The organism is Treponema sp. TIM-1 (genome assembly GCF_046533115.1).
Classification (GTDB): Bacteria; Spirochaetota; Spirochaetia; order Treponematales; family Breznakiellaceae; genus JAIRMO01.
Map to the genome: position 1 here is coordinate 12,736 of NZ_JAJQRC010000022.1, position 23,112 is coordinate 35,847.

Here is a 23,112-nt window from a genome sequence, read left to right on the forward strand (position 1 = left end):
GGTGAGTAAACAAGCAACCGGCTTTATCGGAACCTATACCGAAGGGGCCTATGGCGGCCGGGGCCGGGGGATTTATTCCTTTACCCTGGATGGTAAAACCCTGGAGGGCCCGGTCCTGGCCGCGGAGGCCCGTAACCCCTCATACCTCGCCCTGGGGCCGTCAAAAAAGACCCTCTATGCGGTAAATGAATTAGCCGAATTCGAGGGGACCCCCACCGGGGCCCTATCCGCCTTTGCCGTGGAAGGGGGCCTGCGCTTTCTTAATCAGCAGAAAAGCGGCGGCCGGGATCCCTGCCATATAGCCATCGATGCCCGCGGAGCCTATGGGGTGGTGTCCAACTATACCGGCGGAACCCTGGGGGTGTTTCCCCTGGAGAAAAACCTGGGGGAGGCCCTCCAGGTCATCCGGTTTTCCGGCCGCGGCCCTAATCCCCGCCGTCAGGAAGGGCCCCACGCCCATTCCTTTATCTTTGACCGGGAACAGCGCCGGGGGTTTTGCCTTGATTTGGGTACCGACCGGATCATGGCCTATGATGTTCATTGGGGCGCCTCAAAACCCCTGGTTCCCGCCGCCGTACCCTGGTTTTCGGTAAAACCCGGAGCCGGCCCCCGGCACGGGGTGTTTGACCCCTCCGGGGAGGTCCTCTACCTGGCAAACGAACTTGACGCTTCCCTGGATGTGCTCCGGTACATCCCCGCGAGCGGGGGCTTTGAACCGGAGCAGACCCTTTCGACCCTTCCCCAAAAGGGGGAAGATGATACCGCCGCCGCGGTCCGGCTGGGGCCCGGGGGAAAATTCCTCTACGTCTCCAACCGGGGCCATAACAGCATCGCCTGGTTCAGGGTAGGCCCGCGGGGCCTCCTCACCCCCGAGGACTGGGTTTCTTCCCAGGGCAGGACCCCCCGGGACTTTTGCTTCAGCCCCGGCAATGATTTTCTGGTGGTCTGCAACCAGCACTCGGATAACCTGGTAGTTTTCCGGGTGGATTCGGAGACGGGAAAACTCACCCCTTGGGGCGAATACCCGGTCCCCACGCCGGTATGCGTGGTTTTTTAGCCCTAGCGCCGTGGAAAAAACCACGAGCTTTTGACCCGCCGCCCGGAGCAGCAAAAAACCGGGGCTTCCGTTGGGGAAGCCCCGGGATGGTTACGCCGCGCCCTTAATTATTGGGCCGCTACGTTTTGGGTACTGTCGATGGTAATACCATCAATGCCGCCTGCAATACCGCCATCCACTGTTGCCTTGAGGCCCAGGAACTTGCCTGCCGCAGTGGTAATATTGGTATAGATCGTCGGAGTACCAATTTTATCAAAGGTCTTGTCACCGATTTTCGCCGCACCGGTGAAGGCTCCGTTAGCCGTAAACGCGGCGCCAATCTGCACGGCCGAGAGCGTTGTTTTAAATACAACCCTACCCGGATTGTCGGCAAATAGGTCTGCATCTTCTCCGTCGGCGTCTCCCTCCAGAATAAGCTGGGCTGCCGCCAGGGTGGTGGTGCCGCCGAGGTTTATCACCGTATCTTTACCGGTATCGCCTATGGCAAAGGAATTGCCCAGGCCCGCTTTCTGGGTGATGGTTGCGCCGGCGCCGCCCGTGAGGACCGCGTCGCCCCCCACGAGCCAACTGGTGGTTTTGCTTTTGGCCCATATCGTAATAGACTTGGTGTTGTCGGTATAGTGCGCCCGCAGGCCCCCGTCGCCGCCGACAAACTCGGTGTTACCGGCAACCAGCTTACCCTGCCCAATGAGCTTGCCCCCGGGATCGTCGTCGATGCCCGGCCCGGAGATTATGACAAAACCATCGGCATCGGTATAGCCGGTGAGCGTAACGGTCTTGCCCGCGTTGATCTGTACAACGGCGTCCTCGGAAACTCCGTGTCCCTTGGGTAAATAGGCGTCGCCGTTAAACTCAAAGTAATTCTTCTTGAGGATGATCTCGCCGTTTAGCAGCTGATACTTCGCATCCGAATCGTCTTCAGGGCCGATGCGTTTTCGCGCTTTAGCGTCATCATGAGCCAAGCCGTTTGTGTAAGCGGTGTTAGTACCGCCCCAGTAGGCCACGCTGCCCGCTTTGTAGACTATCCTGCCGGTCCCTTCCTGCGCGGTTTCACCCCAAACCGTGCCGCTGCCGCTCGCGTCTATCCAGATACCGCCGTCTTCGATAATGATCTCACCGATAAGGTTACCGGTTGCATCCGGGTTGCTACTACCATCATTTTGCAGCATGACTGTCCCGCCCTTATCCACTTTAAGGGTCCCGTCGATGGAAAGATGATCATCATCCAGTATAAAAATGACATTTTTACCAATCGTCAGGGTTCTGCCCTCGGGGATATGCAGGGTTGTTGCGGTTACCGTTTCGTCTTTCGTATCGACGAGGGTAATTGCTTCCGAATAGTCCCCAATTAAGATTACCTCGGCGTTATCGGCCAGCGCGTTTGCAAGCTCCTGGGCGGTTACCTTGTTTTTTAAGTTAATAACCGTGCCCCCGCCGATCTGTCCGCCGCCTCCTCCTGAACTTTCCGGGTCGGTAGTCTGGCTGCACCCCACAAGAATCAGTACCGCGGTTACGACAACCGCCAAGCTCACTAAAAGGCTTCGTTTTAACATAAAGCCCTCCTTAAAAAATATGCACCCAGGATTAGATCTTGGGTGTCCCCGGCGTCATACGACACCGGGGGATTTAAAAGAGGACCTATGCATTGTAATTATTACCCGGTTGGGCTATATTTACCCTGCATAAGTGCAACCCCGGTGGCAGCGTCAACTTTGCTACGGGAGGCGCTGCCCCGGGGTCCCTCTTTACTAGAACCCCGATATATGGATTGGTTGCCGGATAAGTACCCGGCAGCCGCATACTATTATTTTCTTAAAAACGTACACTAATAATTATATCACACTTTGGTCCAAAAATCTTGTTTTTTTGAAAAAAAAGTGAAAAAATTTAAAAAAAAACGCATCCGGCCCCAAAAGGCGAGAGTTTTACCCCCCGGTCATAGGTATCGATCCCCTCGGCTTTCTTAAGCCTGCCCACCGTCAGGTAGGTGACGGGGGTCATCAGGGCTTCGATGGAGCACTTAAAGAGATAGTTGGTTACTACCAGGGAAGCAAAAAGCTCCCAGCCGAAAACCCCGGCGATACTGGCGATAAGCACAAAGATCAGGCTGTCCAGCAATTCCCCCACCAGGGTGCTGCCTATGGTCCTGACCCAGAGGAGTTTGCCCCGCATCAGGACCTTGAGCCGGGACAGGACCGCGGAATTGGAAAATTCCCCTACCCAATACCCGGCGAGGCTTGCCAGGGCAATGCCCCCGCTGCTCATCCCCCCCAGGATGGCGTCGTAGGCGGCGCTGCCCGCGTAATCCTCCCAAAGCGCCTCCCCGGGCAGGAGCCGGAGCAGGAAAAGCACCGCCGATGCCAGGGCCAGGGCGGCGAATCCGGTCCAAATGACCCGCCGGGACGCCCGAAAGCCGTATACCTCGGTGAGGATGTCCCCAAAGACATAGGAAATGGGAAAGAGGAGGGTCCCCCCGTCAAACGCCAGGGGCACGCCGAAAAGGGAAAACCCCAAATCAACGATTTTGGCCGAGGAGGCGATATTACTGACGATGAGGACCGTCACAAAAACGGCCATGATCAGATCCAAATACTTAAAAGAACGCCCCGGCGCCGAAAGCTGCGAAGATGAAGAAACCATAAAAACCATCCTTGTTTTGTTAAGGCGGGTTGCTAGGCTACCGCCGGGCGGGTCTCCCCGCCGCTATACTAGGCCCATTTGATAAGGCCGGTCCGGTAGGGATGGATCAGGGCCTGATGTTTCGGCAGGATCCGCACGGTGTGCCCCTGCCAGCCGGTATCGGTACATTCGACCTTCACCTGGAAGATGTAAGCCGAACCATCCCGTCCGGTGGGGCGCATTTCCGCCCGCCGGGCCTGTTCGATAGTCCTGCTTTGGTTGGACACCGCCCCGTAGTAGAGTTCCACCGTAAGTTCCTCCGGGAGCAGGGCCCCCAGTTCTATGGCGGCGGTAACCGTCAAAGAATCCCCCCGCTGCATCACCGGCTTGGCATTGGAATTCAGCCGGAGGATCTTGATGGTATCCCAGGATCGGCGGAGTTTATCCAGGTACGCCGCCAGGGATTTGGACTCGGTATAATCGTCCTTGACGATCCGGCGGTAATTTTTTAACGCGGGGAAATAGAATTTGTTCGAATAATCCATGAGCATCCGGTGGCTGGACATGGATTGGCCGATTTCCCGCATACAGGTCTTCATCCGCTTGATCCATTCCCGGGGCAGACCGTCCCGGCCCCGCTGATAGAAGAGGGGGATGATTTCCCGTTCCAAAAGGTCGTAGAGGGCCTTACTCTCCACTTCGTCCTGGAGGTTGGTATCCTCGTATTCCTCTCCCCGGCCTATGGCCCAGCCGACTTCCGGGTTATAGGCCTCGTCCCACCAGCCATCCAGGATGGAACAGTTGAGGACCCCGTTCATGGCGGCCTTCATGCCGCTGGTGCCGGACGCTTCCAGGGGACGCCGGGGGGTGTTAAGCCACAGATCCGCCCCGGCGGTAAGGTAATGGGCCATGGCCATGTCGTAGTTTTCCAAAAATATGATCCGGCTTTCCACATCGTGCTGTTCGGCAAAGTGGACGATGCTGCGGATAAGCTCCTTGCCGGGCATGTCCATGGGATGGGCTTTACCGGCAAATATGAGCTGGATGGGCCGCTCGGTGTCCTTTAATAGCTTGAGGAGCCGTTCCGGGTCCCGCAGGAGGAGGTTGCCCCGTTTATAGGTGGCAAAACGGCGGGCAAAGGCCAGGGTAAGGGCATAGGGGGAAAGGGCGTCTTCGGCCTGCTGAATCCGGCGCTCCACCGCTCCGTTCCGCTTGAGGTTCTGCCGGATCCGGTCCCGGGCAAAGGCCACCAGCCGCTCCCGGCGGCGTTCATGGGTGCGCCACAACTCCTCATCGGAGATCCGGTCCATGCGGTTCCAGATGGCCAGATCCGTGGGTTCCTCCTCAAAATGGGGGCCGAAATACCGGTCCAGGAGGTCGGCCATGTTGTTGGAAACCCAGGTCCGGGGATGTACCCCGTTGGTAACGTGGCCGATGGGGATCTCGTTCAGGGGGAGGCCCGGCCAGAGGCCCTTCCACATATCCCGGGAAACCTCCCCATGGAGCCGGGAAACCCCGTTGGCATAGGCGGCGAGTTTCAGGGCCAGGATGGTCATACAGTAGGGTTCACTGTCATCGAAGGGCCGTTCCCTGCCCAAACCGAGGAAGTCCTTCCAGTTTATTCCCAGGATCTGGGGCCAGGCGCTGAAATACTTCTCCATCAGGGCCACATCAAAGCGCTCGTTCCCCGCGGGAACCGGGGTATGGGTGGTGAAAATATTGGTGGGCCATAACGCTTCTTTGGCCTCTTCAAAGTTGAATTTCTTCTCGTCCATGATCTCCCGGATCCGTTCAAGCCCCAAAAAGGCCGAATGACCCTCGTTCATGTGGGTTGCCGCGGGGTTGATCCCCAGGGCCCGCAGGGCCCGGATTCCACCGATACCCAGGAGGATCTCCTGCTGAATCCGGGTTTCCTTGTCCCCGCCGTAGAGGGTGGCGGTAACGTTCCGGATATCCGGGGGATTTTCATCGATATTGGTATCCAGCAGGTAGAGGGAAGACCGGCCTACCTTCACTTCCCATATCTGGGCCGTGGCCTGTCTGCCCGCCAGATCCACGGTGATCTTGATGGGTTCCCCGCCTTTGCTGGTTTTCCGTTCCACCGGCATATTGTACCAGTCATTTTCCGGGTAGGTCTCCTGCTGGAACCCGTCGGCGTTCAGGTACTGCCGGAAGTATCCCTGCCGGTAGAGGAGCCCGATCCCCACCAGGGGCAGGCCCATATCGGAGGAGGTCTTCATGTGATCCCCGGAAAGCATTCCCAGGCCCCCGGAATAGATGGGAAAGGAAACATCCATGCCGTATTCCATGGAAAAATATGCCACCACGTCCCGCCGGGTGCCCCGATACCAGGTTTCACCCTTTTTATACCGGAGAAAACGGTTGTAAACCTCATTTAACGCGGCCAGGTAGGAATCATCCTTTGCCATTTCCGCGAGCCGTTCCTGGCTTACCATCCCCAAGGTGCGGACCGGGCTTTGGGAGGATTGAAGCCAAACATCATAATCCAAGCGGATAAAGAGCTGGACTGCGTCAAAATTCCATGAAAGCCAAAGATTTCGGGCAATTTCTTCCAAAGGCTTTAACGGGGGAGGGAGTTTCGGTTTTACCGTATATGTGGAAATATTCATATAAACAGCTTATGCCTCCGGAGCGGTATTGTCAACGCTTAAAGCAGCAATTCTCAGTTTCAACAAAGGACAGAAAAAAACCACGAACAAATACAAGAATTTCAAATGAAAGTTCGTGAGGTTCGTGTCGTTCGTGGTTAATCCTTTTCTTCCTTCCTTCTTCGCCTTATGCGCCTTCGTGGTTAATTTCTTACTATTGTTCGTGAGGTTCGTGTCGTTCGTGGTTAATCCTAGGTACTAATGGAGGCGGAAGCGTTCGGAGAGTTCCTCCAGGTGGCTGCCGATAAACAGGGCACCGTAGGCGCTTACGATGGTACCGATGGTGAGCCCCAGGGGCAGCAAAAAGGAGGAGCCTTCCCGGGCGGCGATTTTTCCGAAATTAATGCCCACAAACGAGCTGGACAGGGAAAAAACCACGATGATCCCAATGATCACCCAACTCCGGAAGGAAATTGCGCCGGCGGTGTCCGTCAGGGGCTCCTCCCGGTAGATTTTTTCCATGATAATCCCCGCAAGCCCCGGGGAGGGGGGGAAAAAATCCCTTTTCAGAAGATTCCGGGCCGCTTCGTACCGGATCATTTCCCCGGAACAACGGCCGCAGCCCAGAAGATGCAGGGCTATTTTGAAACGGAGTAAGAGGGGTATTTTATCGCCGTCGAATTCCAGCATTTTTTCCATAATCTCATGACAAGACATCTTACTCTCCCTCCGCATAGGCCGCAAGTTTTTGACGAAGCAGCTTTTTTGCCCGGAATACATGGGATTTTATCGTATTTATCGGATGTCCGGTGATAAGCTCTATTTCCTGGTAGGACCGGTCGTAAAAAAAGAAGAGATCCACGCAGATCCGGTATTTATCGGGAAGCTCCTTTACCGCCTCGATGACCGCTTCCTTTGCGGCGGACTGGAGCAGGGCCTCTTCCGGGGTGTACCGGTCTGGAATCACTTCCCCCTCCGCCAGGCTCTGGTACTCTTTCCGCCTGCTTATCCCGTTTAGGGCGGTATTATAGGCAATTTTGTACAGCCAGGTTGAAAACCGCGACCGTCCCTCAAATTTGGATAAACTATGATAGGCTTTAAGAAATACCTCCTGGGTAAAATCCGCGGCATCTTCGGCATTCCGAAAAAAACTCAATCCCATTCCATGTACCGCCTGTTCATGCCGGTGTACCAGAACCCGGAACAACTCCTTCTGTCCCGAGACGATCCCAGTGACGATCCGTTGATCGTCTGCCTCGCGGTCCGTCATCATGCCCGTTTATCGAGGCGTTTTATTCCATAATAGGTCAACAAACCAATACCGATTGAAAGGGGAATAAGCCCTCCCAAAAGACCATACCTGGTTCCCTGCGCTATGGCCAAGAATACGGTTAAGGTTATCCCCACACTGCCCAACAACAGCCCTGCCAGCAGGCTGAAAGAAAGAAGATCAAACTTGGGCTGTTCATAATGCCCTTCCTGGATTAACAGGGTCCTGCGTTTGTAGTTCCACAGAAGATAAAAAAACACCACCGCCGATCCCATAACGATTCCCACAATGGGGATTATCGCGATGATGATCTGGGCTGCTTCCGAAGACCTTATTTCTTCCATAACCGGTAACTCCTCATGCTGGATAATAATGCTGCTTCAACTATATCCAAAAACACCGGTATGATCTATGAATTTTGACCCCTGGGTATAAAAAAAGTTGCGTTTTGGGTGTCAGTCACCATAGGCGTTACCGATTAACCCATGTTAGGCAGAAAGAAGAGGGTTAACCACGAACCACACGAAAAACACGAACTTTTTGTTCAAAGCGTCTTCTTGTTCGTGATGGTTCGTGAGGTTTGTGGTTAAATTTTACTAGGGCGCGGTGAAAAGCTCATCCCCCAGGGCGCGGGTAAAGGCGCTGATATCCTCCGGGGAGGAGGAGTTGAGGGGGAAGCTGCGGGTGAAGAGGGTGGTTCCCCTGCCGGCGTCGTAGAGTTGGCAGAGGGCGCTGTCCCCCGGCGCAAGGGTTATCCTGAGCCGGAAGCGGCCCTGGCCTTCCGGGATCTCGTCAATCCCCGCCTGGGCCAGGGCCCGCCTCAGGGCTTTTTCGAGTTTTGCGGCGTTGTTCGGCCTCCCGCCGGTTTCCAAACGGAGTTCCGCGGGCAGGCGTATCCCCTGTTGGCGGAGTCCCCCCGGATTAAGGGCGTAAAGCCGCTCCGCCGCTTCCTGTCTTTCCCTGCCCCGGGCCGCCCGGGCCAATTCGGCATATCCTTCGGCAATCATGTCCCGCTCCCATACCGGATCAAATTGTTCCAGGCTCCGGCGGATAAGGGCCTTGTCCCCCCGAAGGGTCCCTTCTTCCAAATCATAGGAAGCCTGGGCCTGGGGTATCAGGGCCGTCTCAAATTCCATGGCCTGGTTGAGGTAGGTCCGGGCCCGGGAGGGGTACGATTGAAAGGCATGGTAGTACTGGATCAGGGCGTCCAGATGGGGCGCCCCGGGACTTGAGAGTTCCGCCTCATAGGCCTCGGCATTGAGGAAACAATATTTTTCGTAGAGGCGGCGGTGGACCGATTCCTTAAAACCATAGAAAAGGGTCTGTAAAAGGCTGTGGGCCTTTTCCGGTAACGAGCCGTAAACCAGCGCCCCCTGGGTTTTTTTAAGGCCGCCGTAGGTTCTATAGAGGATCTCGTGGAGGTCCCGTTTGTACTGTACCGGATCGATACCGTAATTAAGCATCCAGGAAAGGTCCCCCTGGTTCAGGCAGTCTTCGGCGTAGAGCCGGGCCTCCTCAAGCCGGCCCCCAATCTGGTAGGCCTGGGCCAGATTCACCTTGGCCAGGGGGGAGGTATCCAGCTCATAGGCCCCCTGATATTCGGTAAGGACCCGGGACAGCTCCAGGCGCCGGAGGAACAGTTCCCCCCGGGCAAGCCGTCCCGAGGACCGGTCCTGGGCGGCCAAAGACGCGTTGGCGCAGTCAAAGGCGGCGCCGAATTTATAGAAGCGGCTCTCTAAAATGGAGAGATTGTAGTAGGCCACCGCGGTAAATTGCCGGTCTCCCACTTCCTCCCCGCCGGCAATGGCTTCCAGGTACCATCGTTTGGAATCCTCGTAACGAAACATGGCCAAATAGATGGTTCCCAGGGTCATGGCGAAATCAGCGTCCCCCCCGGTTTGGGACCGGGCCTCCAAAAGAAGCCGCTCCCCTTCCTCCAGGCGGTGGAGTTTATAGTACATCCACCCTAAATTACTGACCGCCTCATAGTTGAGGGGATCCAGGGACAATAAGCGCTCCAGGTACTCCACCGCAGTTACGGTCTGGTTCAGATAACCCGCGGTTCGGGCGAGGAGGTATAAAATTTCGATGTTTTCCGGGATCAGCTTTTCTACCTTGCGGTATTCATCCCAGGCAAGGCTGAAGAGGCGATGGCCGGAATAGAGGTTCCCCAAGGCCAGGGCGAACCGGGGATCCTGGGGGTAAAGCCGGGAACCCTGGGCATACCGTTCAATGGCCCGTTCCCATAGTTCCGCGCCCTGGGCCTCCAGGGCTTCGGCAAAAAGCTCCTCCGCCCCCGGTTCCCCCCCCGGCGTTTGGGCCCGGGCCGCGTCCCCGGCCAGGGCCGCCAACAGGATGGGGATCGCCAGGAGGGTGAGCCCCCGGCCCTTCCTTCCCCCGGACCGTCCCCTGGAGGGGCCTAGGGCCAGGGCCAGGGGCGGAAGGATCCACGCCAGGATACGCCGGAAGAAGGGGATAACTTTTTTGTATTGGCCCTGGAAAAAAACGTACCGGCTTTTCAGGAGGGAAAGTTCCTCCAGGGTAAATTCCGGGGCGTACCGGGCGGCGGCCAGGCTTTGGTAGAGGGGGTAAACCCCCAGGGCAAATTCCCGGTCCAGGTCATGGGCCCAATCAGCCTCGCCTTGGGGGCCTCTTCTGAATCCCCCCAGGCGCAGCCGCCGCACTATATGGGTCCAAAGGCGGTCCGCCTTTTTTCGCGGCGCCCTGATAAGGGGCACGATCCAGAGGAGGCCGGTCCGCATGAACATGAAGGCCAAACCGAGGATGATAAAAAGGGCGGCCCCCCAATATTTTTGCAAAAAGAGACCGGCGGACCGTCCCAGGCTATCCCAGGTTCCGGGGATGGTTTCGATTTCAGCCCGTATCCGGGGGCTAAGCCGGGACCGGTTGTCCAGGATTTCCTTCATCAGCCGTTCAAAGACATCCGGGGGCGTCCCGGTGGAAAGGGTGAATTCCTCCCCTTCGGCCAGGATCCCGGAGGTGGGATCGTACTCAATCCAGCCGTATCCGGGATAGTAAACCTCTACCCAGGCATGGGCCATGCTGGATCGCACCGGGTAATAGTTAAAGGTATTGGTTTCGGGATCAAGAAAAAAACCCACCGCCACCCGGGCGGGTATGCCCAGGGAACGGAGGAGCAAGGCCATGGAGAAGGCATAATAGGAACAGTACCCTTTTTTTGATTGAAAGAGAAAAAATTTCAACTGGTCCCCGTCGGGGGCTATCCCGGGCTTGAGGCTGTACCGGTACTCCCCGTATTTTAACCATTCATAAATGGTTCTTACCTTTTCCCGGTAATTGGTAATTCCTTCGGTTATTTCCCGGGCATAGGCCGCGATGATCCCGTCCCCGCCGTATTCGGTGTAATAGGCATAGTCCGCAACGCTTAACCCCAGGGTTTCCGGCCCCGGGGGACCGGTTACCGCTTCTATCAACTCAAAGGGCAGGACCTCGCTGACGTAACTCCGTACTCCGTAAGCGGAACTGAAGGAAGAAGCGTCCCACTGGTCAAAGGGGGTAACCAGGACGGGCTTGTTCATGGCGACAAAGACCTGGGGGTCCAGGTTGACGAAAAAATATTCCTGCTCGGTAATCCGGTAGGTGCTTATCCCCTCGTCATCAAAGGAGGTGTATCCTTCGGGCAGCCGTTGGGGGTGGGCCTTTTCATCTATCGTATCATACCGGAAAAATCCCTGCTTGGGGTCATACCCGGAAAGCACAAAGCGGCGGAGCAAAATATGGGTATCTTCGGAATCTTTTCTGACTATCAGGACCAGATCGTCCTTCATGCTGATTTCACTTTCCAGTTTGAGGTACTGGGTAAAATCAAACCGGAAGAGGTTGGGCTCCAGCAGTCCGCCGCCCTGGGTAACGGCCCCTTCCTGGGAGGGTCTGATAAAGAGGACGCCCCCCAAAAAAGCCAGGATAAACACGGTAAGCACCGCGGCAAGCCCTTCTTTTTTCCCCAGCCGGTATTCCGGGGGGAGGGAAAACATAAAGGCCAGGATCTGCAGAAAGAGGATCCCCGTAAAAAGGGCGATCATCAAAACCGGCCAGCGGTAGGCGTCCATTTCCCCGGTACGGGTTATACAAAAAAGCCCCAGGATCAGGACATCCGCGGCAATGATGTCGGCCCGCAAAAAACGGAGGGACCGGCTGGAAAAGTAGGTTGAGAGGGCGGCCCAATAAAAGGGCAGGAGGACCACAAAGTTGTTACGATCCAGGTTGAGGAGCAGGGCATCGGGGGTTATTGCGGAGGCGGGAAAAAAAAGCCTGAGCATGGCTACCCCGGCCCGGGCCGCCCAAGGCACCAGGATCAGGATGATCAGGGCCGGAAGGGGGGGCATGCCCCGTTTTGCCAGGATCCAAGCCGCAACAAAGCCAAAAAGCAGGGTAACCACAAAGACCGGCGTATCCGCCAGGTCCTGGGCCAGGAGCCGGACCTGATACAAAATGGGAAAAAGCGCCAGGGATCGTAAAAAAAGGGCGGATACGCTATATTTATCAGTAATTATCATGCATGGGCTCTACTTAGACCGCTTTTTACTTGAGCCGCCCTGTTCTACCGACTCATGGCTGCAACTATTTTCAACTGCCGGGAACGGGAGTTGAACCCGTACCCCCTTGCGGAGAGGAGATTTTAAGTCTCCGGTGTCTACCATTCCACCACCCCGGCCAACGCGCTACCTCACCATACTTGCATAATAACAGGGGGATCCGGTAAGGTCAAGAAGTATGCCGCAAGACACCATGGGCGATATCGCCGGACTTATTGATACCCATGCCCACCTGTCCCTGCTTTCAGATCGGGGGATTTCCCCGGAAAAGAGGCTGGAGGAGCTTTTTAGCGGGGGATTTGGGGGGATTATTGATATCGGGACCGCGGCCCATGACCTGGCGGACCGGGTGGCTGCCTTTTCCCGCTTTGACCGGATCCGGTTTGCCGCGGGGATCTGGCCGTATCCGGAGGCAATCGCCGGACGGCGGGAACTGACGGCGGTACTGGAACAGCAGATCCAAAAAGCGCCCGCCGGGCTCCTCGCGGCGGTGGGGGAATGCGGCCTGGACCGCCATTGGAACCAGGCGGAAGCCGGGGCGGATATAGCCGGCGAGGGGGAACTCCTGGAGGCCCAGTTGGACTTGGCAAAACAATACCGCCTCCCCATTATCATTCATTCCCGGGACGCCGCCGAGGAAACCGCGGCAATCCTTGCCCGGTATCCGGAGGTCCGGGGGGTGATCCACTGCTTTTCCTATGGCACCCCCCAGGCCAGGCTTTTTTTGGACCGGGGGTATTACCTTTCCTTTGCCGGAAACCTCACCTATAAGCATACCGGGCCCCTTCGGGAAGCCCTGCAATTTGTTCCCGAAGACCGCCTGCTCTTGGAAACCGATTCCCCCTTCCTGGCCCCGGTCCCCTACCGGGGAAGTCCCGCCGACCCGGCTATGGTGGGAGCAGGCTACCGTTTAGCCGCGGAACTGCGGGGAATAAGCCTGGAAAAACTCAAGGCCCTGACCGCCCAAAACACCTTTGCCCTCTTTGGACTGAAAAACTGACAAATAATGGAGTTTAACCACGAACCACACGAACCACACGAACAGAAACAAAGAAAAATTGGCGTTTTCACCGATAGTTCTTTCCTGCTTTCCCCCGAACAAAGAAGAGAATTCAGGTATAAATTCCGGAACATCGAAGCAAAAGTTCGTGATGTTCGTGTCGTTCGTGGTTATCAGTATCTTTAGGCTGCTATGCTTCTTCTGCCGCGATACGGTAAATAGCCTCCACGTCCTTGGCGTCAAGGATTTTGTACGTCCCCACCGGGCCGAATTTGACGGTCCGCTGCGCCATTTCGGGGATCCGGTCGGTGGGCAGTTTCAAGTCGGCAAAGGAGACCGGTAGCCCAATGGAACGGAAGAAATTTTTCATCCTGAATATCCCTTCCAGGGCCGCCTGCTCGTAATCGTAATAGGCCCCGTCCACGCCCCATACCTTGGCGGCAAAGCGGGCCAACCGGGGGGTGTCCTCCTTGATGTTGTATTTGATCCATGCGGGAAAGATTACGGAAAGCCCCGCGCCGTGGGCTATGTCGTATAGGGCCGATAACTCATGCTCAATGGCGTGGCTCGCCCAATCCCCTATCCGGCCGGTGCTGAGGAGGTTGTTATGGGCCAGGCTCCCGGCCCACATTATTTCTGCCCGGGCGTCGTAGTTTTCGCCGTTACCGTTAAAGATCTTCCGGGCGTTTCTGATGATGGCCCGCATGGCCCCCTCGCAAAGCTCGTCGGTAAGCTCCACGTGGGGTTCCCTGGTAAAATACCGCTCCATGATATGGGCCAGCATATCCGCGACGCCGCAGGCGGTTTGATAGGGGGGCAGGCTGTAGGTTAGTTCCGGGTTCAGGATCGAAAAAACCGGGCGTATACACTCCTCGTTAACCCCCTGTTTCCAGGGGCCCCGTTCATCGGTGATCACCGAGCTGATACTGGACTCGCTCCCCGCTGCGGGGATGGTAACCACCGCGGCCACCGGCAGGGCCTGGGCGGCGGTCGCTTTTCGGATATAAAAATCCCAGACATCCCCGTCGTAGAGGGCCCCCAGGGCAATGGCCTTGGCGGAGTCAATAACCGACCCGCCCCCCACGGCCAGGATAAAGGCGAGTTTTTCCTTCTTGCAGATTTCCACCCCCTGATACACCAGGGAAAGCCGGGGATTGGGTTTTACCCCGGATAATTCCACCCATTCCACGGAGGCCTGTTTCAGGCTCCCCTTGATCGTGTCCAGGAGCCCCGATTTAACCGCGTGCCCCCCGGAATGGTGCAGCAGGATCCGCTTGGCATACGCCGCGGTTTCCACCCCCACGGTCTTTTCCGTGCCTTTACCAAAGATAATTTTAGTCCGATTTCCATAAACAAAATTCTGCATATTCCGCTCCTTTTTCGTTTGATTCTAATATCTCACCGCCCGATGGCGGTGGACCTGGTTGGTTATTTCAAATGAAACCATCCCTATTATATGCTATTTGAGGAAATAGTTAAGTAGCAGGTGAGGCGGTTCCTTTATCTATGGTTAATTTAAGCGGAGAATTTAACCACGAACCGCACGAACCTCACAAACCGCACGAACCGCACGAACAATGGAGAGAATTCAGGTATAAATTCCGGAATAGCGAAGTGAAAGTTCGTGGTTAATTGGTATTTTAAACTGAAAATTGGTATTATCTATTGATTTTTATCCCGGATTTTCTTATATTTTTAGTATACTATTTTAGTATACTAAGGAGATGTTATGCGGAATCGTGCCCCCCTGGTCTATTTTTTTCCCGTTTTCTTTTTGATCTCATGCGTTACCGTGGTCCTTATGGGAGGCTGCGCCCTGCCATTGGGGGAAGATTATACGATCGAACGGCGCGACAACAGCGCCAGTCTGGTGATAGGGAATTACGACCTGCAAGTGTATGTTCCTGTGCCCGTGGCAGGGGCGGTACCTGTCACGGCATTGAGCCGGGGAGATCTGGACCTTCAGGTGGTCTGGAAGGACGCGGCGGGTAACGATATAAGCGGGAGTCTGAGTGCTTTTACCGGCGGGGAAGTGTACCAGGCGGATATCACCATCAGCGCGAAAAACGGCTGGAGTTTTGATCCGGGGATCAATTTTCAGTATCCGGCGGGTTCGGTAACCACGCAGCCGGGACCGAATTCGGACCCATCCCGCCGCACTTTGACCACCATAAGCTACCATGCGGCAGCGGCGGCGAAAACCATAGATCTGGTAGATCTATCGGCATATATCCCTGCGCCGGTCCTGGGAGGGACGCCGGTTATATCCTTTGCAGGGATCCAGTATACGGGCACCGTAGAGTGGAATGGTGGTTCCGGGCCGAACTCCGTTGATCTGTTTAAGGGGGGAGTGATATACACGGCGACGGTAAGTCTGGCGGCAGGGCCGGGCTATGTCTTTGTGTCCAACCCTGGTTTTTACCATACCGGGGACACCCTGAGCCCGGACCCGGCGGCCCTGACATTTACGATACATCCCGGCAACTCAGGGGGAACCCTCAGTATCGTGTTCCCCCAAACCCGGACAGGGATCGGCATAGACACTCCGATAGACTTGACGGACCTTATCCCTGCGCCGTATGCGGGAGGGGCGCCAACAACTACGTTTGTCAGCCCCGGGCTGGAGTATAGCGGGACGGTGCGCTGGAAGGACAGCAACGGCGCGCCTATGGTGAGCGGGGCAGTTTTCCAATATGGGGTGACCTATATAGCGGAGGCGGTTCTGACCGCGGCATCCGGGTTTGTGTTCCCCGCCGGTCTAGTGGGTACGGATTTTACGCACCTATACGATGACGATGGGATTCCCCCGGTTTATATTCCCGGCGGGGGGGGAACGGGGACCATAACGATAAGCTTCGGGCCGGCTAAAAACTGGAACATGGTGAGCGATTACGTTTTGCAGAACTACATCCCCCTGCCGGTGGTAGATGGGAAGCCGGTATGGGCATTTGACCGTGGGGGGGTAATCGGGACCATAAGCTGGGATTACTATACCCCTGCGGGGGGGTACCAGGCGGTGAGCCCCCTGGAGGTCTTCCATTGTGGGATATACCGGGCGACGATAAGCCTCCAGGCGAAGAACGGGTATAAGTTTAACCCGGCGGAGGACTTCGATTACGGCCCCGGCCTGGTAAACTGGGGTCCCGGTGGGGACCAGAGCGGGGAGGAGAGCCGGAGCATTACGGTGGTGTACAAGGAACTCACCGGGTCCTTCGCGCAGAAAACGATAAACACCTGGGAAAGCAACGCCCTGGATCGGATACAGGCGGCAAAGACGAAGAATGAGTTTACGAGCGCGGCCGCGCCCCTCTATATAGACCTATCGCCGGGGGAAGAATATGTAACTTTCACTTCCGATGCCGATCGTCTTGAGCCGGCGGGGGCGGTATTGACCGCATCGAACAGTCCCGCCTACGTCCGAATCGACGGCCGCGGCCGGAGGGTGTGGCTTACCGGGGCCCCGACGGGGCAGGGGGTGATCACCGTTGGGAGCGGGGTAACCCTTTACCTGCGGAACATCACCCTGGCGGGCATAGGGAGCAACGATGCGCCCCTTATCAATGTAGAGCGGGGGGGAATCCTGGTGCTTGAGCATGGGGCAGTGATCGAGGGAAATACCAATACCAACGGCAAAGGCGGCGGCATATATAACAAAGGGACCTTTATAATGAAGGGCGGGGAAATATCCGGCAACAAAGCCGGCAACGGCAGCGGTGTGTATACCACGGAAGCGATCTTCATCCTGGAGGCGGGGAAAATAACCGGCAACACCGCCAACGACTGGGGCGGCGGCGTGTATCAAGACCAGGGGACCTTCACGATGAAGGGCGGGGAAATATCCGGCAACGAAGCCGTTACTCTACCAGGCGGCGGCGTGCATATCTACAGCGGGACTTTCAAGATGGAGGGCGGGGAAATATCCGGCAACAAAACTACTACCAGTAGAGGCGGCGGCGTGTTTCAACTCTATGGGACCTTCATCAAAACGGGGGGGATCATTTACGGCAATACCACCCCGGGCAGAACCGAAAACAACACCGCCCTCAACGGCCATGCGGTTTATCTGGATAAAGGCAAGATACGTGACGCCGATGCGGGTCCGGGGGTCAGACTCTACGCCAAATGGTCGGGCTCCTGGATCTACAACGACACTTCCTCCGGCGGCTTGGGAAACACTACAAGTAATTGGTAATAAGGAGTGTATACTATGCGGAACCATAACCCAAGGGTTTGTCTTTTTCCCGCTTTCTTGGTGATCCTATGGGTTGCCGTGGTCCTTATGGGCGGCTGCGCCCTGCCATTGGGGGAAGATTACACGATAGAGCGGAGCGACAACGATACCGGTCTGGTGATAGGGAATTACGACCTCCAGGTGTATGTTCCCGTGCCCGTGGCAGGGGCGGTACCTGTCACGGCGTTGAGCCGGGGAGACCTGGACCTTCAGGCGGTCTGGAAGGACGCGGGGGGTAACGATATAAGCGGGAGTCTGACTACTTTTACCGCCGGGGAGGTGTACCAGGCGGATATCACCATCAGCGCGAAAAACGGCTGGAGCTTTGACCCGGGGCTCAATTTTCAGTATCCGGCAGGTTCGGTAACCACCCAGCCGGGACCGAATTCGGACCCTTCCCGCCGTACATTGACCACCATAAGCTACCGGGCGGCAGAGGCGGCGAAAACCATAGACCAGATAGACCTATCGGCGTATATCCCTGTGCCGGCCCTGGGGGGGACGCCGGTTATATCCTTTGCAGGGGTCCAGTATACGGGGACGGTGGAGTGGGCCGGGGATTCCGGGCCGAACCCCATTGACCTGTTCCAGGGTGGAGTGAGATACATGGCGACGGTAAGTCTGGCGGCAAGGCCGGGCTATGTTTTTGGGGCCGACCCCGGGTTTTACCATACTGGGGACACCCTGAGCCCGGACCCGGCGGCCCTGGCATGTACGATACATCCCGGTAATTCCGGGGGAAGCCTCAGTATCGAGTTCCCCCCAACCCTGACGGGGACCAGCATAACCCCCCCAATAGACTTAACGGGCCTCATCCCCGCGCCCTATACGGGGGGGACGCCCATAAGGACCTTTGTCAGCCCCGGGCTGGAGTATAGCGGAAAGGTAAGCTGGACCGACGGCAGCGGTACGCCTATGACGAGCGGGGAAGTTTTCCAATATGGGGTGATCTACCAAGCGAAGGCGGTTCTGACTGCGGCGCCTGGGTTTGTGTTTCCCGCAGGTCTGACGGACACGGATTTCCGGTACGATGGCCTGAGTCCTGTTTCTTATATTCCCGATGGGGGGGGAGTGGGCGTAAGGGTAAGCTTCGGGCCGGCCGACAACTGGACCATAGTGAGCAATTACAAATTAGAGGACTACATACCCCTGCCGGTGGTGGGAGAAATGCCTACCTGGACGGTTGACAAGACTGGTGTAACCGGGACTATCAGTTGGGATTATTACACCCCTCAGGGGTACCGGGCGGTGAGCCCCCTGGAGGTCTTCCATAATGGGGTGTACCGGGCAACGATAAGCCTCCAGGCAAAGAACGGGTATAAGTTTAACTCAACGCCCTTCGCCTATAGTGATGGGACATCCGTTGAGGACCGGAGTGGGACGGAGATCCGGAGCATTACGGTGGTGTACGAGGAGCTTATCGGGTATTTTGCGCAGAAACCACCGGCAAACCCACGGGAAAGTAACGCCCTGGAGCGGATACAGGCGGCAAAGAATGAGTTTACGATTGCGGCCGCGCCCCTCTACATAGACCTATCGCCGGGGGAAGAAGCGGTAAGTTTCACCGCCAATAGTCTTGGGACGGAGGGGGCGGTATTGGATTCATCGAATAGTCCCGACTTCGTCCGAATCGACGGCCGCGGCCGGAAAATACGGCTTACCGGGAACGGAGGGAAGGCGGTGATCACCGTTAAGAAGGGGGTAACCCTTTACCTGCGGGACATCACCCTGGTGGGCATAGGGAACAACACCGCGGCCCTTATCACGGTAAACGGGGGAACCCTGGTTCTTGAGCATGGGGCGGTGGTCGAGGGAAATACCAATACCAATACCGTCGAATACAGTGCCGGGGGAATACAGGTAATCAACGGCGGATCCCTGTATATTGTGGGCGCAAACGCGGCAATTAAAAACAACCGTGCAGACGGCGGTACCAGTGGCGGCGGCGTGTATAATAGCGGGACCGTCATAATGGAGGCTGGGGAAATATCCGGTAATATCACCAGCTATGTTGGTGGCGGCGTGTATAACCATATGGGGGGCAACTTCACGATGAAGGGCGGGAAAATATCCGGCAACACTGCCGCCAGAGGCGGTGGTGTGTATCAACCCGATGGGACCTTCAGAAAAACAGGGGGGATCATTTATGGCGATAGTAATGCTACCCACACTCCGGGCAGTACCGAAAACACCGCCACAACATTATCCGGCCATGCGGTTTATCTACCTTCAAGTTCAGGCACAGGCAAGACGCGTAACGCCGATGCGGGTCCGGGGCTCACCCTCTACGCCAGCCGGTCGGACCTCTCCGACTCCTGGACCTACACCGACCCCGATCCTTCTCCCGGCGGCTTGGGGAATACCACGGGTAATTGGTAATAAGGGGTTATAAAGAAAAAACCGGGGAAGGAGGCAAGCTCCTTCCCCGGTTTCAGAATCTCAGGGGTTCCTGAGTTTTCTTACAGTTTAAACAGCAGATCCTCATAGCCGGGGAAGGGCCAGGCCTCTTTGGAGACGAGTTTTTCCAGGGTGTCTGCCTTGGAACGGACCGCGTCCATGCCGGGCCGGACTTTTTCGTAATAGGCCTTGGCCTGGGCGAAGGCTTCCCCGGTTTCCTGGGCTTCGGTCAGGGCGCTTTCCAGCTTGGAGGTTTCGTCGTAGAGTTCCCCCGCGAGTTCGGAGATCCGTTTGGCCCGTTTTTCCTGGGGTACGCTTACGGCACCGATGGCGGCCAGGGCCGCGGCATCCCGGGCCAGGGACGCCGCATAACCGGACGCCGCGGGGAACAGGTAGCGGCGGGCCATGTCTATGGTAACCCCCGCTTCGATATTTATCTGTTTTGAGTATTTTTCAAGATAAATATGATAACGGCTCTCCAGTTCCTCCTTGGTAAATACCTTGTGGTTCTCAAAGAGGGTGACGGTCTCACTCTGGATCAAAACCGACAGGGCATCCACGGCGTTTTTAACATTGGGAAGCCCCCGGCGTTCCGCTTCCCGGACCCACTCATCGGCATAGTTATTCCCGTTAAAGACCACCCGCCGGTGTTTGGAATAGGATTCTTTGATGATGGCCTGGATGGCTTCATTTTTATTGGCGGCCTTTTCCAGCTTATCGGCGAATTCGGAAAGCACCTGGGCCACCGCCACGTTGAGGAAGGTATTGGGGGTGGCGATGGACTGGGAGGAGCCCACCATGCGGAACTCAAACTTGTTCCCCGTAAAGGCAAAGGGGCTGGTCCGGTTCCGGTCGGAAACGTCCTTGGGAAGGCTGGGGAGACTGCTGACGCCGATCTTGATCTGCTGGCCGGGATTGCTCTTGCCGCTGCTTTTCCCTTCGGCAATGTTATCGAAGATTTCGGTTAAGGGTCCGCCGAAAAACACGGAGACAATGGCTGGGGGCGCCTCGTTGGCCCCCAGACGGTGGTCGTTGGCGGAGGTCGCCACGGAAGAACGGATCAGCAGGGAGTAACGGTCCACCGCTTCCACCACTGCCGCGGCAAAGAGGAGGAACCGGGCATTGGATTCGGGGTTTTCCCCGGGGTCAAAGAGGTTCAGCCCGTCGTCGGTGGCCATGGACCAGTTGTTGTGTTTCCCGGAACCGTTCACCCCGGCAAAGGGTTTTTCGTGGAGCAGGCCCTCCAGGCCGTAGCGGCGGGCCACGGTCCGGATGGTCTCCATCACCATCTGGTTGGCGTCCACCGCCGCGGAACTGTTGGCAAAGACCGGGGCAATCTCGAACTGATTGGGGGCCACCTCGTTATGCTGGGTTTTGGCGGGGATCCCCACCTTCCACAGCTCGGTGTTGAGTTCCCGCATAAACCCGGCCACCCGTTCCTTGATGGCGCCGAAGTAGTGGTCCTCCATCTCCTGGCCCTTGGCGGGCAGGGCGCCGAATACGGTCCGGCCCGTGAGGATCAGGTCCGGCCGCTGATCGTAAAAGGTCTTGTCCACCAGGAAATACTCCTGTTCGGGGCCCACCGTGGTAAAGACCCGTTTGGAAACCTCGTTCCCCAGGGCCCGCAGGACCCGGATGGCCTGTTTGCTCAGGGCGTCGATGGATTTGAGGAGGGGAACCTTTTTGTCCAGGGCCTGACCGTAATAGCTGATAAAGGCGGTGGGGATGCAGAGGGTGGTACCGGTGGGGTCCTGTTTGAGGAAGGCCGGGCTCGTTACGTCCCAGGCGGTGTAGCCCCGGGCCTCAAAGGTCGCCCGCAGCCCCCCACTGGGGAAACTCGACGCGTCAGGCTCGCCTTTAACCAGCTCCTTCCCGGAAAATTCCATGATCACCTTTCCATCCCCGGTGGGGGCAATAAAGGAATCGTGTTTTTCCGCGGTAAGTCCCGTGAGGGGCTGGAACCAGTGGGTATAATGGCTGGCCCCTTTGGAAATGGCCCAGTCCCGCATCACCGCGGCCACCACTTCCGCCACCTCCAGGGTCAGCTCCTTTTCGCCGGCCTGGACTGCGGTGATCTCTTTATAAATATTTTTTGGCAGCCGCTCCCGCATCAGGGCGTTGGAAAAACTATTGGTACCGTACAATTCGGCTACCGGGGTCTTGGAAAAATCAACAATGCTCATACATCCTCCGTAAATAAAATAATGATATTGGTTTCTATATTAGTAGCAATATCCATGCCAAGCGTCCCTGTTTTTGGAAAAAAATAATTATATATAATACAAAGAATTAGCTATATCGAAAAACACCGGCGGCAAAGCCGATCCCCCAAAAGATACAAAAATGTAGTTATCCAACCGATTCCTACGATAATGTAGGAATCGGTGACAGGCACCGTGGTGAAACCGTACAAATATTTCCTTAGGCGGAATGGTCACCGGCGATACCAGTTGTTCCCCCGCAAGTACCTGCATCGTGATAATCCGGCACAGTAAGGCCTGCGTCGATCTTGTCCGTGTTGCACCGGGCAAGGCGCGGCATTTGGAAACCGTGGTTTAAGCGGTTCCGTTTATTTTCTTTTTTTCCAGCGGATATACACCTGCCGGCCGGTACCGTTTTCCTGGGGCCGCTCCTCAGTTTCAAACTGGGAAATAGCCCGGAAAAGGTCCGCCAATTTTTTAAACCCGTAGTTCCGGGGATCAAATTCACTGGATCGGTTGGTGATCTTTTGTCCTACGCTGCCCAGGTAGGCCCAGCCCGATTCGTCGGCCAGATCGTCCACCGCGTCCCGAAGCAGTTTCAGCAGGCGGCGGTCCACCTTAAAGTCCCGGCGGGTTCGGGAGGCCGGTTTGCTTTCATCTTCATCGTTTTCCTCCTGGATATCCCGGAGTATTTCTGTAAAGATGAATTTATCACAAACCGTAACAAAGGCCCGGGGGGTTTTCTTTTCTCCAAAACCGTAAACGGTAAGGCCGCTTTCCCTAAGCCGCGCCGCAAGGCGGGTAAAATCAGAATCACTGGAAACAATGCAAAAACCGTTGAGCTTTTCGCTATAGAGCAGGTCCATGGCGTCTATGATCATTGCCGAGTCGGTAGCGTTTTTACCGCTGGTGTAGGAAAACTGCTGGATGGGCTGGATAGCGAATTCCAAAAGCCGGTCTTTCCAGGAACGGAGATTGGTACTGGTCCAATCGCCGTAGATCCGTTTGACGCTGGCCACCCCGTATTTGGCGACCTCGTCCAAAAGACCTTCAATAATAGCGGGCTGGGTATTGTCCGCGTCGATAAGGACAGCAAGTTTAGCCTGATAGGTTTCAACTTGGGGATTGGAAAATGGTAATAATGGCATAAA

14 protein-coding genes and 1 tRNA gene are annotated in these 23,112 nt (G+C 56.4%); 4 read left to right on the forward strand and 11 right to left on the reverse strand.

What is annotated here, in order from left to right:
- Position 1 precedes the first annotated feature (1 nt).
- Entirely contained in the window at positions 2 to 1,057 is a 1,056-nt protein-coding gene (locus LQZ21_RS09385; RefSeq protein ID WP_411044069.1) for a lactonase family protein, read from the forward strand.
- Between the two features lie 107 nt (positions 1,058 to 1,164).
- On the opposite strand, the gene LQZ21_RS09390 is transcribed toward LQZ21_RS09385, so the two are convergent.
- The 8 genes from LQZ21_RS09390 to LQZ21_RS09425 form a co-directional block, all read right to left on the reverse strand.
- The gene (locus tag LQZ21_RS09390) at positions 1,165 to 2,610 is read right to left on the reverse strand and encodes a hypothetical protein (protein WP_411044070.1); all 1,446 of its coding nucleotides are present in this window, start codon (positions 2,608 to 2,610) and stop codon (positions 1,165 to 1,167) included.
- A gap of 334 nt (positions 2,611 to 2,944) precedes the next feature.
- Complete coding sequence (locus LQZ21_RS09395) at positions 2,945 to 3,697, reverse strand: queuosine precursor transporter (RefSeq protein WP_411044071.1); 753 nt, start codon at positions 3,695 to 3,697, stop codon at positions 2,945 to 2,947.
- A gap of 68 nt (positions 3,698 to 3,765) precedes the next feature.
- On the reverse strand, positions 3,766 to 6,306 hold the full coding sequence (gene glgP / locus LQZ21_RS09400; RefSeq protein WP_411044072.1) for an alpha-glucan family phosphorylase: 2,541 nt from the start codon (positions 6,304 to 6,306) through the stop codon (positions 3,766 to 3,768).
- Positions 6,307 to 6,543: 237 nt separating this feature from the next.
- On the reverse strand, positions 6,544 to 7,002 hold the full coding sequence (locus LQZ21_RS09405; protein ID WP_411044073.1) for a peptidoglycan-binding protein: 459 nt from the start codon (positions 7,000 to 7,002) through the stop codon (positions 6,544 to 6,546).
- Position 7,003: 1 nt separating this feature from the next.
- Positions 7,004 to 7,558: an RNA polymerase sigma factor gene (locus LQZ21_RS09410; protein ID WP_411044074.1), complete on the reverse strand. Its 555-nt coding sequence runs from the start codon at positions 7,556 to 7,558 to the stop codon at positions 7,004 to 7,006.
- Positions 7,555 to 7,899: a hypothetical protein gene (locus tag LQZ21_RS09415; protein WP_411044075.1), complete on the reverse strand. Its 345-nt coding sequence runs from the start codon at positions 7,897 to 7,899 to the stop codon at positions 7,555 to 7,557. Before LQZ21_RS09415 ends, LQZ21_RS09410 begins: the two co-directional genes overlap by 4 nt.
- Positions 7,900 to 8,151: 252 nt before the next feature.
- Entirely contained in the window at positions 8,152 to 12,093 is a 3,942-nt protein-coding gene (locus tag LQZ21_RS09420) for a transglutaminase domain-containing protein (protein WP_411044076.1), read from the reverse strand.
- A 75-nt stretch (positions 12,094 to 12,168) separates the two neighbouring features.
- Positions 12,169 to 12,251: transfer RNA gene (locus LQZ21_RS09425), tRNA-Leu, on the reverse strand.
- Between the two features lie 59 nt (positions 12,252 to 12,310).
- Between LQZ21_RS09425 and LQZ21_RS09430 the strand changes: the two genes are divergently transcribed.
- Positions 12,311 to 13,132 (forward strand): TatD family hydrolase, encoded by an 822-nt coding sequence (locus tag LQZ21_RS09430; RefSeq protein ID WP_411044077.1) that lies wholly within the window; start codon positions 12,311 to 12,313, stop codon positions 13,130 to 13,132.
- Between the two features lie 190 nt (positions 13,133 to 13,322).
- Here LQZ21_RS09430 and LQZ21_RS09435 read toward each other — a convergent pair whose 3' ends face one another.
- Entirely contained in the window at positions 13,323 to 14,498 is a 1,176-nt protein-coding gene (locus tag LQZ21_RS09435; protein ID WP_411044078.1) for an iron-containing alcohol dehydrogenase, read from the reverse strand.
- 363 nt (positions 14,499 to 14,861) lie between these two features.
- On the opposite strand from LQZ21_RS09435, the gene LQZ21_RS09440 reads away from it, so the two are divergent.
- The gene (locus LQZ21_RS09440; protein ID WP_411044079.1) at positions 14,862 to 17,324 is read left to right on the forward strand and encodes a hypothetical protein; all 2,463 of its coding nucleotides are present in this window, start codon (positions 14,862 to 14,864) and stop codon (positions 17,322 to 17,324) included.
- A gap of 15 nt (positions 17,325 to 17,339) precedes the next feature.
- The gene (locus tag LQZ21_RS09445; protein WP_411044080.1) at positions 17,340 to 19,742 is read left to right on the forward strand and encodes a hypothetical protein; all 2,403 of its coding nucleotides are present in this window, start codon (positions 17,340 to 17,342) and stop codon (positions 19,740 to 19,742) included.
- Between the two features lie 80 nt (positions 19,743 to 19,822).
- On the opposite strand, the gene LQZ21_RS09450 is transcribed toward LQZ21_RS09445, so the two are convergent.
- The gene (locus tag LQZ21_RS09450; RefSeq protein ID WP_411044081.1) at positions 19,823 to 21,943 is read right to left on the reverse strand and encodes a glutamine synthetase III family protein; all 2,121 of its coding nucleotides are present in this window, start codon (positions 21,941 to 21,943) and stop codon (positions 19,823 to 19,825) included.
- 386 nt (positions 21,944 to 22,329) lie between these two features.
- Complete coding sequence (locus LQZ21_RS09455) at positions 22,330 to 23,109, reverse strand: NYN domain-containing protein (protein WP_411044082.1); 780 nt, start codon at positions 23,107 to 23,109, stop codon at positions 22,330 to 22,332.
- Between the last annotated feature and the right edge of the window lie 3 nt (positions 23,110 to 23,112).